Source organism: Streptomyces durocortorensis (assembly GCF_016901035.1).
In the GTDB taxonomy this organism is placed as follows: domain Bacteria; phylum Actinomycetota; class Actinomycetes; order Streptomycetales; family Streptomycetaceae; genus Streptomyces; species Streptomyces durocortorensis.
In genome coordinates this window covers 1-15,749 of sequence record NZ_JAFEUF010000171.1, presented here as the reverse complement: position 1 = coordinate 15,749, position 15,749 = coordinate 1, and the positions used below count along the sequence as shown (strand labels likewise).

Below are 15,749 nucleotides of genomic sequence, written 5' to 3'. Positions count from 1 at the left end.
GGGTGGGGCTTGACGGGATGGGGCTTGAGTGCGCTGGGTGGGCCACGTCGGTCCGGGGGCCTGGCCGGTCGGGCGGGTGCCCCGTCCCGTACGCCCTCCGACCACGGCGGGCCCCCTCGTAGACTCGGCGCCATGACTCAGCAGCCGACGCCCTCCGACCTGGTCTCCACATTCGCGCCCGGCGGCGCCCTGCGTGCCTCGATCAACCTCGGCAACCCGATCCTGGCCCACCGGGATCCGGTGAGCGGCGAGCCGGCCGGGGTCTCCGTCGACCTCGCCCGGGAGTTCGGGCGGCGGCTCGGGGTGCCGGTGGAGCTGGTGGCCTTCGAGCGGGCCGCGTTGTCGGTCGACGCGGTGCGGGCCGAGCAGGCGGACATCGGCTTCTTCGCGGTCGACCCGGCGCGGGGCGAGGGACTGCGGTTCACCGCCCCCTACGTCCTCATCGAGGGCAGCTATCTGGTGCCGGAACGGTCTTTGGTCTCCGGGAACGATCAGGTGGACGCCGAGGGCACCCGGATCTCGGTCGGGGCCGGGTCCGCGTACGACCTCTTCCTCACCCGCGAGATCCGCCACGCCGACATCCTCCGGCTGGAGGGCGCCCCGCGTGCGCTCGCGGCCCTGCGGGCGGGCGAGGTCGACGTGGCGGCCGGGATCCGGCAGTTGCTGGAGGCCGAGGCCGCGCGGGAGGAGGGCGTACGGGTGCTGCCGGGGCGGTTCATGGTGATCCGGCAGGCCATGGGGGTGCCGGCCGGGCGAGGGGCGGCGGCGCAGGAGCTGCTGGCGTCGTTCGTGGAGGAGATGAAGGCGGGCGGTTTCGTCGCGGACGCTCTGAAGCGTCACGGCGTCGAGGGTGCGTCCGTGGCGCCCGCCGCCTGAACCCGGCTGCGGGCCCTCCTTCGAGCGCCCGGCCCGGATCGCCTCACTCCGGGTCCTGCCCCGCCCAGGGGATCTCGGTGGACGCCAGGTAGGCGAGCCCCCGTTGCTCCCAGAGCCGGCCGTGGTGGGCGAGGCGGGTTCGGTGGTCGTTCCAGTCGGGCGCCCGGCCGGTCCAGGCGGCCGCCGCGACGGAGGGGAGGCGCGGCAGGAGCAGGGTCGTGACGTCGTCGAGGAACTCGACGGATTCGGCGAAGACGGTGGCCTCCACGCCGGCGACCCGGTCGTCGGGGATGGAGTGGGAAGCCGGTTCCCAGCGTGCGGCGTGTTCGACGTCGCGGGGGCGGTAGGTGGGGAAGCCGAGGCGGACGGCGGTGGACGCCTGGCCGGGCGGGACGACCTGTGCGGCGTAGGCGCGGTCCAGGTAGAGGTGGGACTGCGGAGAGAGCAGGACGCGCCCGCCGCCGTCGAGGATCCGGGCAAGGTCGTGGTCGGCGGGGGCGAAGAAGGCCTTGAGCGCCGCGATGAACTCGAGGGTGTGGCCCGCAGCGAGGAGTTCGGGGCGGGCGGAGAGTTCCTCGGCCGTGTCGGGCAGGTCCATCATCGGGACGTCGACCCAGAACTGGGCGATGTCCTCGGGCCCGACGCCTGCGCGGGAGGATTCCTGCCAGCCGATGGGACGCTTACCGAACTCCCTTACCCGTGAGCGCAGTTCGCGGATCGACTGGACGAAGCTCTCCTCGGTCGCGCCGACCGCCTCGTCTCCGCCGATGTGGACGAAGGCGCCATCGGTGAGCCGGCACACGCCGTCGAGGATCGTGGCGACGGCCTTCGCGGTCGCCGGGTCCGTGAGATCCAGCGGCGGGACGAACGGGAAGCGGCCGGTGAGGCCCTCGGGCGCGGGGGCGGCGGGGAGGCCGGGCAGGGCCTCGCGGAGGGTCGCGCAGTGGCCGGGGAGGTCGATCTCGGGGACGAGGGTGACGAAGCGTTCGGCGGCGTAGTCCTGGAGTTCGCGGTAGTCGTCGGTGGTGTAGAAGGCGCGTGGCGTGCCATCGGCGGCGGGGGCCGTCAGTTCGGGGACGCCGGGGATCTCCAGGCGCCAGCCCTCGTTGTCGGTCAGGTGCAGGTGCAGGACGTTGAGCTTGTAGAGCGCGGCGAGGTCGATGAGGGCGCGGAGTTCGCCGGGGGCGAGGTAGCCGCGGGCGGGGTCGACGAGGAGCCCGCGCCAGGCGTAGTGCGGGGCGTCGGTCAGCTCCTGGCAGGGGATGCGGTCGCCGGAGGTGACGAGCAGGTGGAGTGCCGTGGTGGCGGCGCGGAACACTCCGGCGGGTGTGGCTGCGCGGCAGTCGACGCCCTCGGTGCCCACCGTCAGGAGGTAGGACTCGTCGACGGGTCCGGCCTCCCCGGTCGGGGCGAGGCCCACGGGGGTACGGAAGTCGGGGGACGCCGCACCGTCGAGGGCGAGCGTGAGGGTGGCGGCGTCCGGGTCCGGTACGGCCCCCAGCGGCTGGAGGCGGTCGCCGAGGTGGGGCGCCAGCAGGGCGTGGACCGTGGTGGCGAGGTCCCGCAGCCGGGCGTCGGCGGAGTGGACCCGCCAGGAGCCCGAGGCGCGCGGTCCTGCGGTCGCGCCGGTCCGGGTCGCCTGTCGGGGCTGGGGAATGACGGCGTTCATGGTCTCCTCCACGGGCTGTGCCGGTACGGGGCAGGGCCCCGGCGGGCGTGCGTACGGGCGGCCCTCGGTGCGACGGACGGGACCGGGAGGTCCGGCTTCCTCGTCAGGTCGGAGCCGGGCCTCCCGGAGCGGTGGGCTTCCGGCGGGCCGTACGGGCTGCCGCCTCTTCCTGCCGGGCCGGGTGCGCCTGTACGCTAACACGAAAACCGATCAATGAACGCTTTTCGCGGAGCGCGTCGGCGACCCCCCTTCCGTCGTGCGCTCCGCCGCGGAAGGAGCCCTTCTATGACGCACCCGACCGGTCCCCGACTCGCCCTGCCCGAGGGCTTTCTCATGGGCGCCTCCACCTCCGCCCACCAGGTCGAGGGGAACAACGTCGGCAGCGACTGGTGGGCCGTCGAGAACCGGCCCGGCTCCTTCGTCGCCGAGCGCAGCGGGGACGCGGCCGACAGCTTCCACCGCTGGCCCGAGGACATGGACCTGCTGAGCGAACTCGGTTTCAATGCCTACCGGTTCAGCATCGAGTGGGCGCGGATCGAGCCCGAGCGGGGCCATGTCTCGCGGGCCGCTGTCGCCCACTACCGCGCCATGGTCCGGGGCGCGCTGGACCGTGGGCTGACACCGGTGGTGACGCTGCATCACTTCACCTCGCCGAAGTGGTTCAGCGCGCTCGGCGGGTGGGCGTCCCCCGAGGCGCCCGCCCTCTTCGCCGGGTACGCGGAGGTCGCGGCGGAGATCCTCGCGGCGGGGGTGCGGCACGTGGCAACCATCAACGAGCCGAACATGATCGCGCTGATGCACACGATGATCCGGCGGCTGGGCTCGGGCCGGGAGGCCGAGGGGGCCGAGGGCGGCGAGGAGGCCGGGGCCGTCGCGTTCGACGCGGGCACGGTCGAGCCCGACGCCGACGTCACCCGCTCCCTGATCCGGGCGCACCGCGCGGCGTACGACGTCCTGAAGGCAGCCGATCCGGGGCTCCAGGTGGGATGGACCGTCGCCAACCAGGTCTACCAGCCCGAACCGGGTGCGGCCGAGGCGGCCCGGGCCCATGCGCACCCCCGGGAGGACGTGTTCCTGGAGGCCGCCCGCGAGGACGACTGGATCGGCGTCCAGGCCTACACCCTGCACCGGATCGGCCCGGACGGCCCGCTGCCGGTGGAGCCGGGCGTCGAGACCACGCTGACCGGCTGGGAGTTCTACCCCGAGGCGCTGGGCCTCGCGATCCGGCACACGGTCGCCGTGGTCGGCCCGCACGTCCCGGTGCTCGTCACCGAGAACGGCATCGCGACCGACGACGACGAGCGGCGCATCGCGTACACGACGGGGGCGCTGGCGAGCCTGGCCGCGGCCCTGCGCGACGGGATCGACGTACGCGGGTATCTGCACTGGAGCGCGCTGGACAACTACGAGTGGGGGTCCTACCGGCCGACCTTCGGGCTGATCGCGGTCGACCCGCGCACGTTCGCCCGGACGCCCAAGCCTTCCGCCCGCTGGCTCGGTGCACTGGCCCGCGCCGCGCACATCCCGGACGGGCAGCCTCCCGTGGGCGTGCCCGCCGATGTCCGCAGCGCCGGTTAGGCTTTCGGGCATGGCAAAACGGGGCCCGTACGAAAAGGGCGAGGCGAAGCGCACCGAGATCCTCCACGCGGCGCTGGAGATCTTCGCCGCCGAGGGCTACCGCGGGACGTCGCTGCGCAAGGTGGCCGCCAAGTGCAGTCTCAGCCTGCCCGGCCTGATGCACTACTTCAGCTCCAAGGAGGACCTGCTCACCCAGGTGCTCAGGATGCGTGACGAGACGGCACGGGCCCGGCAGAACGAACGCTCCGACCCGGAGAGCTACCGCGAGATCATCCGGGAGGGCGCGAGGACACCGGGCCTGGTCGAGCTGTTCGTCTCGATGGCGGCGGCGGCCGGCGATCCGGAGCACCCGGCGCACGCGCATTTCGCGGAACGCTATCCGGTGCTGCGCGAACGCGTCGCCACGTATGTGCAGCAGCGGATGGACGAGGGCCGGATGACGACGCGGATCCCCGCCGACCGGCTGGCGGTCCTGCTCCTCGCGGTGGCCGACGGCGTCCAGTTGCAGTGGCTGATCGACCGGTCGACGAACATGGAGCAGCCGATCGACGACGTCATGCGGTTGCTCGCGCTCGATCCGGAGACCGGGGAAGGCCCCGGGGGCCGGACGGAGGGCTGAGCGCCCCGCCCGGCTCGGCGCCACACCGATGGGGCGCGTACGACGGTCTCCCCGCCGTACGCGCCCCTTCGTTTCCCCGCTGTACGCGCCCCCTTCACCGCCCGGTCCGCCCGGTCCGCCTGGTCCGCGCGTCGCGGCTCGTGTGTCGCGGCTCGTGCGTCGCGCTTCAGTGCTCCGGCGTCCCGGAGACCGCTGCCGCCTGTGCCGTCAGGGCGACGACGTCCTCGGGCCGGACCGGGCTCTGGGGGAACTCCGCGATCACGTCGAGCGGTGTCCCGGCGAGGAAACGGCGGATCGCCGGGTTCTCCAGGGCGCTCGGTCCCCCTCCGGCGGCGGCCCTTCCCTCGGCGAAGGCCTTCATCAGCAGGGGGCCGCCGACCGGGTGGGCGAACCACTCGGCAACGGTGTTGCGCCCGGTGAGAGTGAGGCGCGAAGGGTCGCCCGCGACGGGGATGACAGCGGAAAGCCGGATGTCCCGGGAGGACGCCCCGGCCTCGATGCCGTGGTCGCCGCCCTCGACCCGCCGGCCGCCTTCCCGCTCGCTGAAGTGGGCGAGGTCGTCGCGGGACACGTGGACGACGACCTCGCGGCTCTCGCCGGGGGTGAGGGTCACGGACGCGAAGCCGCGCAGTTCCCGCGGGGGGCGGGCAACCGTGGAGCCGGCGGGCCCGGTGCTGTAGATCTGGACGACCTCCCGCCCGGTGCGCGGCCCGGTGTTGGCGACGGTGACGGCCACGGCGTATCGGGCCCCGTCCGCCTCCGGGGTGACGCGGAGCCCGCTGTACGAGAACGTCGTGTACGACAGCCCGTGGCCGAAGGGGAAGGCGACCTCGCGGGCGGCGGCGTCGTGTCCCCGGTACCCGACGAAGACGCCCTCCCCGTAACGGACATGGCCTTCCTCGCCGGGGAACGACAGGTGGCTGGGCGAGTCCTCCAGGCGCAGCGGGACCGTCTCGGCGAGATTGCCGGAGGGGTTGACCTCTCCGAACAGCACCCGGGCCAGCGCGCCGCCGCCCGCCTGGCCGAGGAGCCAGCCCTCGACGAGTGCGGGCACGGTGCGGTGCCAGGGATCGGTGCGGACGACTCCCCCGTTGGACAGGACGACGGCGACGCGCGGGTTGGCCGCCACGATGCTGTCGAGCAGCCGCAGTTGGGCATCGGGCAGGTCGATGTGGTCCCGGTCGAAGCCCTCGGACTCGTCGTGGGCGGAGAGGCCGAGGAAGAGGACCACCGTGTCGGACGCGGCGGCGAGGCGCACCGCGGCGGCTTCGAGCTCGGCGTCGTCCTCCGCGGCGTCCGCGCTCCCGGCCCCTGCCGCTTCGGCGCCCGGGAGGTTGTAGCCGGGGGCGAAGTCCACCCGGGCCCCGGCGGCGCGGTCGCTCAGCGCCTCCAGGGGCGTGTCGAGGCGGGTGGGCGTGACCTGGGAGGATCCGGCGCCCTGGTAGCGGGGCGTACGGGCGAGTTCGCCGATGACGGCCAGGCTTCCGGCGGCCGGGTCCAGCGGCAGCAGGCCGTCGTCGTTCTTGAGGAGGACGACGCACCGGTCGGCGGCCTCGCCGGCGAGGCGGTGGTGGTCCTCGACGGTCATCCGGGGCTCGTGCCGGTCGGCGTCGGCGGTGCGCCGGGCGAAGCGGGCGAGGCGCTCGACGGTGGTGTCGAGCACCGCTTCGTCCAGGGATCCGTCGTCCACCGCGGCGACGACTTCGCGGTCGGTGCGCCCCTGGGTGCCGGGCATCTGGAGGTCGAGGCCGGCACGGAGGGCGGCGACCCGGTCGCGTACGGCTCCCCAGTCGGACATCACGATGCCGTCGAAGCCCCACTCGGTGCGCAGGATTCCGGTGAGCAGGCGGGTGTTCTCCGAGAGGGTGACGCCGTTGACGGCGTTGTAGGAGGACATGACGGACCAGGGGCGGTCGCGTCGGACGATGCGTTCGAAGGCGCGGAGGTAGATCTCCCGCAGCGGGCGTTCGTCGATGTCGGCACTGACCCGCATCCGGTCGGTTTCCTGGTTGTTGGCCGCGTAGTGCTTGAGGGCCGCGCCGACGCCCGACTCCTGGAGTCCGCGGACCATCGCGCCGCCGAGCTCGGCGGTGAGGAGCGGGTCCTCGGAGAAGTATTCGAAGTTGCGGCCGCAGAGCGGGGACCGCTTGATGTTGATCCCGGGGCCGAGCAGGACGCGGATGCCGTGGGCGGTGGCCTCGTGGGCGAGCGCTCCCCCGACGCGGTGGGCGAGTTCCGGATCCCAGCTGCTGCCGAGGGCCACGGCGGGCGGGTAGCAGGTGGCGGGGGCGGCGCTGTGCAGATCGACCTGTCCGCCGTCGCCCGCCTCCTTGGGCAGGCGCAGTCCGTGCGGCCCGTCGGAGAGGGTGACGGCGGGAATGCCCGCGTGCGGGAGGGCCGTGGTGACGAAGTCCCCGTCACCGCTGGTCAGGGACGCCTTCTCGGCGAGGGTCAGCCGGAGGGCCGGCGGTTCCCCGGCCGGGGGCGGTGAGGAGGTCTGGTCGTTCGTCATACAGCGCACCTGTCGGATCGGTGGTGGGGCGGGCCGACCGGAAGGGCAGCCACGACGCAAAAACCGTAGGTTGATCGGTTTTGGGTGTCAAGGGTCCACCGCTCCCGGCCGCACACCCTTCCGACACGCCGCATCCGCGCCCCCGCGCCCCCGAAAACAGGCCTTGCGCGATCCCTTGACGATCAGAAACCGTTCATCGTACGGTTTTCGCTCTCCGGCCGGTCCGTCCCGCTTACCGTCGCCGCCGCGACCGCGCCCCGCTTCACTTCGCTCCACCCCGCTCATCCGCCGACGAGACGAGGACTGGCCATGCCCTTTCCCAGCAGGCGCTCCGCACCCGCTGCCTCCCGCCACCGCCCGACGACGGCCGCCCTGGCCGTCGCGAGCGCCACGGCCCTGCTCGCCGGTACCGCCGCCACCGCCTCCGCGGCCCCGCCGCCCGTCCGGACGGACACCGGCGACCCGGTCCGCTATGTGGCACTCGGCGACTCCTTCAGCTCGGGGCCGGGCATCCCCGACCAGACGGACGAGGTGTGCGGATGCTCCTCCCGCAACTACCCGGCACTCATGGCGGCCGCGCTCGGAGCAGCGTCCTTCACCGACGTCACCTGCGCGGGAGCCGACACCCGCCACATGACGACCCCGCAGGGGGCGGCGCGCCCCCAGCTCGATGCCCTGCGGCCGGACACGACCCTGGTCACCCTGGGCATCGGCGGCAACGACCTCGACCTGGCTGGCGTGCTCACCCGGTGCGTCCTGCTCGGGAAGCTCGCGCCCCTCGGCGCTCCGTGCAAGCGGAGCTACACCCTTCTGGGCACCGACGAGATCGGCTCCCGGATCGACGCGACCGGGCCGAAGGTGGCGGCGATCCTCGACGAGATCCACGGCCGCTCGCCGCAGGCCCGGATCCTGGTCGTGGGCTACCCGGCGATCGTCCCCGACGACGGAACCTCCTGCCGGGCCACGGTGCCGCTCGCCGAGGGCGACTTCGCGTGGTTCCGGGACAAGCAGAAGCAGCTCAACTCGATGCTGGCCCGCCGGGCGGGAGGCGGGCGCGACACCTACGTCGACGCGTACGCGCCCTCCATCGGTCATGACGCGTGCAAGCCGCAGGGCGTGCGCTGGATCGAGCCCGAACAGACCGCCGAGGCCGCCGGATTCCACCCGAACGCAGCCGGACACCGGAGCACGGCCGATGCGGCACTCGCGACGCTCACCCGCTGACGCCGGCCTCGCCCGCCCCGTCGGCCGCTCCCGCCGCGCCGCTCTCTCCCGCGTCACCTTCTCCCGCCCCGTCGGCCTCCCCGGACCCGTCGTCGGCCGGCACCAGTCCCAGGCGGTCCAGGAAGTCGCGCACCAGCGACTCCATCGGCACCGCCCCGGGCTCCAGCAGCCACTGGGTCTGGAGGCCGTCCATCAGCGCCAGCAGCTGACCCGCCACCACGGCCGGATCCAGGTCGCCGGCGCGGCCGGTCTCGGCCTGGAGCGCCCGGACGAGACCGGACAGTTCGGCCCGCAGGAGTCGATAGCGCATCGTGAAGTAGCGGTGCGCGGGGTGGGCCGGGTCGGTGGCCTCGGCGGACAGCTTCGCGTACAGCGCGACGAGGCCCGGCGTCCGGGTGTTCCGGGCCACCACACCGATCAGGAGACGCAGCCGGTCGGCGGGGGCAGGGTCGGGCGCGCCGAGCCGGTCGCTGCCGGGGAACAGCTCCCGCGCGTCGATCCGGTCGCGCCGCTCCAGCACCTCAAGGAGCAGGGACTCCTTGCCGGGGAAGTGGTGCAGCAGCCCGGCATGGGTCAGCCCGGCGTGGGCGGCGATGTCACGCAGCGAGACCGCGTGGAAGCCGGACCGGGAGAACAGCTCGGTCGCGGAGTCGAGGATGCGGGCGCGGGTGCGCTCCCCCTTCGACGGCCGACGCCCCTCGGGTCCGGCCGGGCCGTACGTGGCATCCGCGGCGTACGCGGGTCCGTCGCTCAACGCGGCGGCCTCCTGTGCTCGTCGGGTACGGGCCGCCGGCCGGATGCCCGGGGCAGAAGCCCCGGCGGGGCCCCGGACTGCGCAGCGAGCGGCGCACCACAGAACTTACCAGCTGGTTGATTTCGCAGCAGAAAAACCTACCAAGTGGTTAATTCCGCAGGTAGGCTCACCGCCACTCTTCCCCGGGACGTCCATCCCCGGCCCTCCAGACGGAGCGAACCCCATGAGCAGAACCACGCGGAGCGGAGCCCTGGCAGCCTGCCTGGCGGCCGTCCTCACCCTCGCAGGATGCGCGGACACGGGCGCGCGGACCGGAGCGGGATCGCAGCTGAGCATCGCGACGCTGAGCTATCCGCAGAGCCTTGACCCCGCGCAGGCGGTCGGCAGCGCCCTGCCGTTCTTCCAGGCCGCCTACGACACGCTCCTCAAGCGGGAACCGGACGGCTCCTTCAGCCCAATGCTCGCCACGGAGTGGACGTACGACGGCGACGGCACCGGACTGGCTCTCACCCTGCGCGAGGACGTGAAGTTCGCGGACGGGACCGCGTTCGACGCGGCCGCCGTCAAGGCGAACCTGGAGCGCTTCAAGAAGGGCGGCGGCGCGGACGCCAAGTGGCTGAACGGCCTCACGTCGGTGGAGGTCGTCGACGCCTCGCACGTCACGCTGAAGCTGGCGGAGCCCGATCCCGCGATGCTGTTCTATCTGAGCGACGCGGCGGGCCTGATGGCGAACCCGGCGGCGTTCGCCAAGGGCGACAGCCTCAAGACGACGCCCGACGGCACCGGCCCGTACCGCCTGGTGAAGGCCGAGACCACCATCGGCACCAAGTGGGTCTACGAGCGGAACACCGGCTACTGGGGCGAGGAACTCCCCTACAAGGACCTGTCGATCAGCTTCTTCGACAACGAGACGGCGATCGTCAACGGCATCCGTACCGGCCAGGTGAACGCGGCCCTGCTGCAGAACGCGGACCAGCAGATCAGCGTCGAGTCGGACCCCCGGGTGAAGACGACGGAGCAGGAGTTCGACTTCCAGGGGCTGCTGCTGTTCGACCGGGACGGAAAGCTGACGCCCGCGCTCAAGGACCCCCGCGTCCGCCAGGCGCTGAACCACGCGGTAGACCGCAAGACCATGCTCGCCACCATCCGGCAGAACCGTGGCGCCGCCACCGCCCAGGTCTTCGGCCCGGACACCGAGGGCTACGACGCGAAGCTGGACACGTACTACGCCCACGACCCCGCGAAGGCCAAGGCACTGCTCAAGGCGGCCGGTTACCCCAAGGGCTTCACGCTCAAGCTGCCCCGGATCGCCGCGATCGTCAACGACGCGCTCGCCGCGTCCCTCGCCACCGACTTGAAGGCCATCGGGGTCACGCTGCAGTGGGACGACCTGGATGGCGGCTCGGCGGTCCAGAAGGTGTTCACCGACCGCGCCTACTCCGGCATGGTCATGAACATGGGCCAGGCGGCCTCGGACTGGATCGTCGTCAACGAGCTGGTCACACCAGGTGCGTTCAACATGTTCGGCACCACCGACGCCACGGTCCAGAAGCTCGTCCCGCGTATCCGCGGCGGTTCGGGCGACGAAGCGAAGAAGGCGGCGAAGGATCTCAACCGCCACCTCGTCGAGGACGGCTGGTTCCTCCCCTTCTACCGGATGTCCTACCTGCACGTCTCGGACGGCACGGTGAAGATCACCCCGCAGTCCGGGATGGCCGTGCCCTCGATCTACAACTACACCCCCGCCGGCTGAGCCCCCGGTTCCGAGTGCCCGACAGATACCGAGTGCCATGCTGAACTTCATCGCCCGCAGGATCGCGGCGGGAGCACTGCTCCTGCTCGTCATCTCCCTCCTCTCCTATCTGCTGCTGTCGATCCCCGACCTGGACGTGGGCCGCCAGCTCCTCGGCCAAGGGGCCGACCAGGCCGCCGTCGACGCGAAGAACGTTTCGCTCGGCCTGGACCGGCCGGTCCTCGTGCAGTACGGGGACTGGCTGGCCCACGCCGTACGGGGTGACCTCGGCACCTCCTGGTTCACCAGCGAGGACGTCGCCACCACGGTCTCGGCGCGCCTGCCGGTCACGGCGAGCCTGATGGTCGGGGTCACCCTCGTCGCCACCGTCGTGTCGTTCCTGCTCGGCGTGTGGGCGGGCGTCCGGCGCGGCGCCGTCGACCGGTTCGTACAGGTACTGGGGGTCGTGGGGTACGCGCTGCCCGGGTTCCTGGTGACCCTGGTGATCGTGCTGGTCTTCGCGGTCAACCTGAACTGGTTCCCGGCGATCGGCTACACCCCGTTCGCCGCGTCGCCCTCCGGCTGGCTGTCCACGATCACCCTGCCCGTGCTGTCGCTGTCCGTCGCCTCCGTGGCGGGCGTCTCCCAGCAGGTGCGCGGGGCGGTCATCGACGTGCTGCGCCAGGACTACGTCCGTACGCTCCGGGCCCGCGGGCTGCCCATGTCGCGGATCGTGTTCCGGCACGTTCTGCGCAACGCGTCGGCTCCGGCGCTGTCGGTGCTCGGCATGCAGTTCGTCGGACTGCTCGGCGGGGCCGTACTGGTGGAGCAGATCTTCGGACTGCCCGGAATCGGCTCCATGACCGTCACCTACACCACCCGCGGCGACGTGCCCGTCATCATGGCGCTCGTCATGCTCACGGTCGTCGGCGTGGTCCTGATCAACCTCCTGGTCGATGTCATGATCGGCTGGCTCAACCCGAAGGCGAGGGTCGCATGAGCGGCAACCTCCCGACCGGCGCGGCGGCCCCGCCCCGTACCGCTCACGAAGCCGAACCGGAAGCCGGAGCCGGGCCCGGATCCGTCGCGCCGGGTTCCGTCCGGGGCGGGGCGGTACGCCGGCTCCTGCGCAACCCGCTCGGCGCGGCCTCGGCCGTCGTCCTGCTGCTCCTCGTCGTCGCGGTGCTCCTGGCACCGCTGCTCGCGCCGCAGGCTCCCGATGTCTCGTCGCTGGGCGACGCGTTCGCCGGACCCGACGCCGCGCACCCGCTGGGGATGGACTCGGCGGGGCGCGACATCCTCTCCCGCATCCTGTACGGCGGCCGCAACACGCTCGGCGGGGCGCTGATCGCCCTGGCGGTGGCGCTCGCCCTCGGTGTGCCGTCCGGGCTCTACGCCGGTTACTACGGCGGCCGGTTCGACTCGGTGGCGGGCTGGGGCGTCAACCTCGTGATGGCGCTGCCCGCGATGGTGGTGCTGCTCGCCTCACGGGCCATCCTCGGCCCGAACGTATGGGTGCTGATGATCGTGCTGGGCGTGCTCGCCTCGCCCAGCTTCTTCCGCCTGGTGCGGGGCATCGTCGCCGGCGTCCGCAAGGAGCTGTACGTGGACGCCGCCCGGGTGTCCGGTCTTTCCGACACCCGGATCGTGGTGCGGCACATCCTCGTCGTGGTGCGCGGTCCCGTCATCATCCAGGTGGCGCTGGTCGCCGGGGTCGCCATCGGTCTCCAGGCCGGTCTGGAGTTCCTGGGTGTGGGCAGCGGTTCGTCGGCGACCTGGGGCGCGATGCTGAACGAGGCGTTCCAGAACATCCAGCGTGCCCCGCTGCTCATGCTCTGGCCCGGACTCGCCCTCGGCCTCACCAACGGAGCCCTCGTCCTGCTGGCGGGCGCGCTGCGCGACGTGCTGGAGGAGCGTGGCGGAGGCGGACCGGACGGCGGACGCGTTGCGCCCCGTACGAAGGAAAAGCCTTCGCTGCCCGCCGCCCCGGTGGAGGCCGGCGCGCGCAGCCCCCTGCTGTCGGTGCGCGGGCTCACGGTCGTCTACGGGAAGCCGGACGGCACCCGGAAACAGGTCGTCCACGGCGTCGACCTCGACGTGCGTCCCGGGGAGATCGTCGGCCTGGTCGGCGAGTCGGGGTCCGGCAAGACGCAGACCGCGTTCTCGGTCCTCGGGATCCTGCCGGAGGGCGGGCGAATCGGCACGGGCAGCATCACCGTCGCCGGACGCGAGGTGGCCGGGCTGCCGGAGCGCGCCCACCGCGCCCTGCGGGGCGGGACGGTGGCGTACGTTCCACAGGAGCCGATGAGCAATCTCGACCCCGCCTTCACCATCGGCAGTCAGCTCGTCGAGCCGATCCGTCAGGTGCTGGGCCTCTCCCGCAAGGAGGCCGCGGCCCGCGCACTGGATCTGCTGCGGCTGGTCGAGATCCCCGCCCCCGAGCGGACGATGCGGCTCTATCCGCACGAGATATCCGGCGGCATGGCCCAACGGGTCCTGATCGCCGGGGCGATGTCCTGCGACCCGGAACTGCTCATCGCCGACGAGCCGACGACCGCTCTGGACGTGCTCGTCCAGGCGGAGATCCTGGGCCTGCTGCGCCGGCTCCAGGAGGACCGCGGACTCGGGGTGCTCCTGGTCACCCACAACCTCGGTGTCGTCGCGGACCTCTGCGACCGGGTCGCGGTGATGAGCGACGGCCGGATCGTGGAGACCGGCACCGCCGAGCAGATCGTCCACTCCCCGGAACACCCCTACACCCGGTCCCTGCTCGGCGCGGTCCTCGACGACGCGCCGGCCCGGGAGCCGTGGCAGCAGCGCAAGGCGAGGAGCACCACCGTATGACCAGCACCGTTGCCGACGACACCGCCGCCGAGGTTCCCGACGGTCTGCCGGACGCCCTGCTGCGCGTCCGTGACCTGCGCGTCTCCTATCCCGGGCGAGGCCGCCGCGCGCCCCGCGCCGAGATCCTCAAGGGGGTCTCCCTCGACATCCGGCCGGGCGAGACCCTCGGCCTGGTCGGCGAGTCCGGCTCGGGCAAGACGACGATCGGCCGGGCTGTCCTAGGGCTCGCCCCCGTGCAGTCGGGCTCCATCACCTTCGCGGGCGAGCGCATCGAGCGGGCCGGGGCCGCCCGTCGGCGGGCGCTCAGCCGGGACCTCCAAGTGGTGTTTCAGGACCCGTACACCTCGCTCAACCCCTCCCGTACGGTCGGGGACACGCTCGGCGAACCGTTGTCGGGCCAGGGCACCGGCGCGAAGGAGGCCCGCGCCCGGATCGCCGAACTGCTCGACCGGGTACGGCTGCCGGCCGACGCGGCGGACCGGCTGCCCCGGGAGTTCTCCGGCGGGCAGCGCCAACGCGTCGCCATCGCAAGGGCGTTGGCCCTGCGGCCCCGGCTGGTTATCTGTGACGAGCCGGTGTCGGCGCTGGACCTGACGACCCAGCGCACGGTGCTCGACCTGCTGCTGGAGATCCAGGAGGAGTCCGGCGTCGCCTATCTCTTCGTCACGCACGACCTGTCGGTGGTCCGGTTCATGAGCCACCGGGTGGCGGTGATCCGGGGAGGCGAACTCGTCGAGACGGGCGACGCCCGGAGCGTCACCTCCGAGCCCCGGCACCCCTACACCCGGGCGCTGATGCTCGCCGCACCGGTCGCGGACGTAGCAGAGCAGCGACGGCGGAGGGAGGCAGCGCAGGCGTCGGCACCGACACCGTCGTCGGCGTCGCCGTCGGCACCGGCATCGCCATCGGGCTGATCGGCGGTCAGCGGCGGCGGGTCAGCACCCTGGTGGTACTGCCGTCGTCCTCCTCGATGTCCCTCATGTGCTCGAAGCCGATCCTGTGCAGCAGGGTCAGCGAGGCCTCGTTCGCGGCGGCGACGGTGGCGTGGACCTCGGTCAGCCCGAGGGCGCCGAAGCCGTGGGCGACGACGGCCTGTGCCAGCTCGGTCCCCAGGCCGCACCCCCACGCCGAGGGCGCCAGGGCGTAGACGATCTCATGGCCGTCGACGACGTCGGTCCGCTTGATCTCGGCGTGGCCGATCAGGAGTCCGTCGCGGCGGACGGCCCAGACGGCGAACAGGTCCTGGGCGTAGACCTTGGTGAAGACCCGTCCGAACAGGGCCCGGTCCTCCGGCTCGGAGGAGGGGCCGTCGCCCATCCACCGGGACACTCCGGTGTCCTGGAACAGGGCGACGAAGTCGTCTTCGTCCGCGGGGACGTACGGCTCCAGCAAGAGCCTCTCGGTGCGCAGGGTCGGGGTCACGGCGGGCGACGCTACCCGGGCGACGACCGCCCGGGCAATCGGCTTTCCCGCCCGGCAGGCACGGATGCCCCTACGAAGGGCGGGAATCGGCCGCTGAGTCCTCGCGCAGCAGGCGCAGGGCCTTCTCCCGGAGCCGCTGCCGGTGCTCGGGGTCGGTGGCCCGGTCGGCGGCGCGGCCGAGCTCCTCGGCGCGTTCACGGGTGCGGCGGGCTCGCTCCACCGGGCTGTCGTACAGGTTCATGGGGGTGTCCTCCGTCGTCGGTCCTCCGTCGGCAACCGGCGTTGCGTGCGTGACCGGAGCCCCAGCGTCACCGGAGTCGGTCCGACCCGCATCTCGTGCGGCTACGTTCGGTGACGACGGGAGGGGCGGGGCTTCCGACGTGAGGGCACCCCGCGGCGGGGGCCCCCCCCCCCCCGGCCCCCCGGCCCGCCGGCCTCACGGGCCGCCCGCCCCGGGGCCAGCCGGGCCCCCCGCGCTCCGCGGCCGTCTGGGCCTCCGGCCACTACCCGGTCCTGGAC

General features: G+C 72.8%; 13 protein-coding genes. 8 read left to right on the top strand and 5 right to left on the bottom strand.

What is annotated here, in order from left to right; genetic code table 11:
• Positions 1–132: 132 nt before the first annotated feature.
• A complete protein-coding gene (locus JS521_RS25830) occupies positions 133–876 on the top strand; it encodes a transporter substrate-binding domain-containing protein (protein ID WP_205085380.1) in 744 nt (247 codons plus the stop codon).
• A gap of 43 nt (positions 877–919) precedes the next feature.
• Here the strand turns inward: JS521_RS25830 and JS521_RS25825 are convergent, their stop codons facing one another.
• On the bottom strand, positions 920–2,545 hold the full coding sequence (locus JS521_RS25825) for a family 20 glycosylhydrolase (protein WP_205085379.1): 1,626 nt from the start codon (positions 2,543–2,545) through the stop codon (positions 920–922).
• A gap of 285 nt (positions 2,546–2,830) precedes the next feature.
• Here JS521_RS25825 and JS521_RS25820 point away from each other — a divergent pair, with 285 nt between their 5' ends.
• The gene (locus tag JS521_RS25820; protein ID WP_205085378.1) at positions 2,831–4,123 is read left to right on the top strand and encodes a glycoside hydrolase family 1 protein; all 1,293 of its coding nucleotides are present in this window, start codon (positions 2,831–2,833) and stop codon (positions 4,121–4,123) included.
• A gap of 10 nt (positions 4,124–4,133) precedes the next feature.
• Positions 4,134–4,742 (top strand): TetR/AcrR family transcriptional regulator, encoded by a 609-nt coding sequence (locus JS521_RS25815; RefSeq protein WP_205085377.1) that lies wholly within the window; start codon positions 4,134–4,136, stop codon positions 4,740–4,742.
• A gap of 166 nt (positions 4,743–4,908) precedes the next feature.
• On the opposite strand, the gene JS521_RS25810 is transcribed toward JS521_RS25815, so the two are convergent.
• Positions 4,909–7,254 (bottom strand): glycoside hydrolase family 3 C-terminal domain-containing protein, encoded by a 2,346-nt coding sequence (locus tag JS521_RS25810; protein ID WP_205085376.1) that lies wholly within the window; start codon positions 7,252–7,254, stop codon positions 4,909–4,911.
• A gap of 309 nt (positions 7,255–7,563) precedes the next feature.
• Between JS521_RS25810 and JS521_RS25805 the strand changes: the two genes are divergently transcribed.
• Positions 7,564–8,478, top strand: a complete 915-nt coding sequence (locus JS521_RS25805) for an SGNH/GDSL hydrolase family protein (protein ID WP_205085375.1) — start codon at positions 7,564–7,566, stop codon at positions 8,476–8,478.
• Here JS521_RS25805 and JS521_RS25800 read toward each other — a convergent pair.
• On the bottom strand, positions 8,468–9,232 hold the full coding sequence (locus tag JS521_RS25800) for a TetR/AcrR family transcriptional regulator (protein WP_205085374.1): 765 nt from the start codon (positions 9,230–9,232) through the stop codon (positions 8,468–8,470). The two genes, JS521_RS25805 and JS521_RS25800, sit on opposite strands and share 11 nt — an antisense overlap.
• Before the next feature lie 223 nt (positions 9,233–9,455).
• Here JS521_RS25800 and JS521_RS25795 point away from each other — a divergent pair, with 223 nt between their 5' ends.
• The 4 genes from JS521_RS25795 to JS521_RS25780 are packed head-to-tail and all read left to right on the top strand — an operon-like array spanning position 9,456 to position 14,722.
• Positions 9,456–10,985: an ABC transporter substrate-binding protein gene (locus JS521_RS25795; protein WP_205085373.1), complete on the top strand. Its 1,530-nt coding sequence runs from the start codon at positions 9,456–9,458 to the stop codon at positions 10,983–10,985.
• 37 nt (positions 10,986–11,022) lie between these two features.
• Complete coding sequence (locus tag JS521_RS25790) at positions 11,023–11,964, top strand: ABC transporter permease (protein ID WP_205085372.1); 942 nt, start codon at positions 11,023–11,025, stop codon at positions 11,962–11,964.
• Positions 11,961–13,808, top strand: coding sequence for a dipeptide/oligopeptide/nickel ABC transporter permease/ATP-binding protein (locus JS521_RS25785; protein ID WP_239487834.1), 1,848 nt, complete (start codon positions 11,961–11,963; stop codon positions 13,806–13,808). The genes JS521_RS25790 and JS521_RS25785 overlap by 4 nt, the downstream gene beginning before the upstream one ends.
• Positions 13,805–14,722, top strand: a complete 918-nt coding sequence (locus tag JS521_RS25780; RefSeq protein ID WP_205085371.1) for an ATP-binding cassette domain-containing protein — start codon at positions 13,805–13,807, stop codon at positions 14,720–14,722. The genes JS521_RS25785 and JS521_RS25780 overlap by 4 nt, the downstream gene beginning before the upstream one ends.
• A 7-nt stretch (positions 14,723–14,729) precedes the next feature.
• Here JS521_RS25780 and JS521_RS25775 read toward each other — a convergent pair whose 3' ends face one another.
• Complete coding sequence (locus JS521_RS25775) at positions 14,730–15,230, bottom strand: GNAT family N-acetyltransferase (RefSeq protein ID WP_205085370.1); 501 nt, start codon at positions 15,228–15,230, stop codon at positions 14,730–14,732.
• A 70-nt stretch (positions 15,231–15,300) separates the two neighbouring features.
• A complete protein-coding gene (locus JS521_RS25770) occupies positions 15,301–15,471 on the bottom strand; it encodes a DUF6381 family protein (RefSeq protein WP_205085369.1) in 171 nt (56 codons plus the stop codon).
• Positions 15,472–15,749 lie beyond the last annotated feature (278 nt).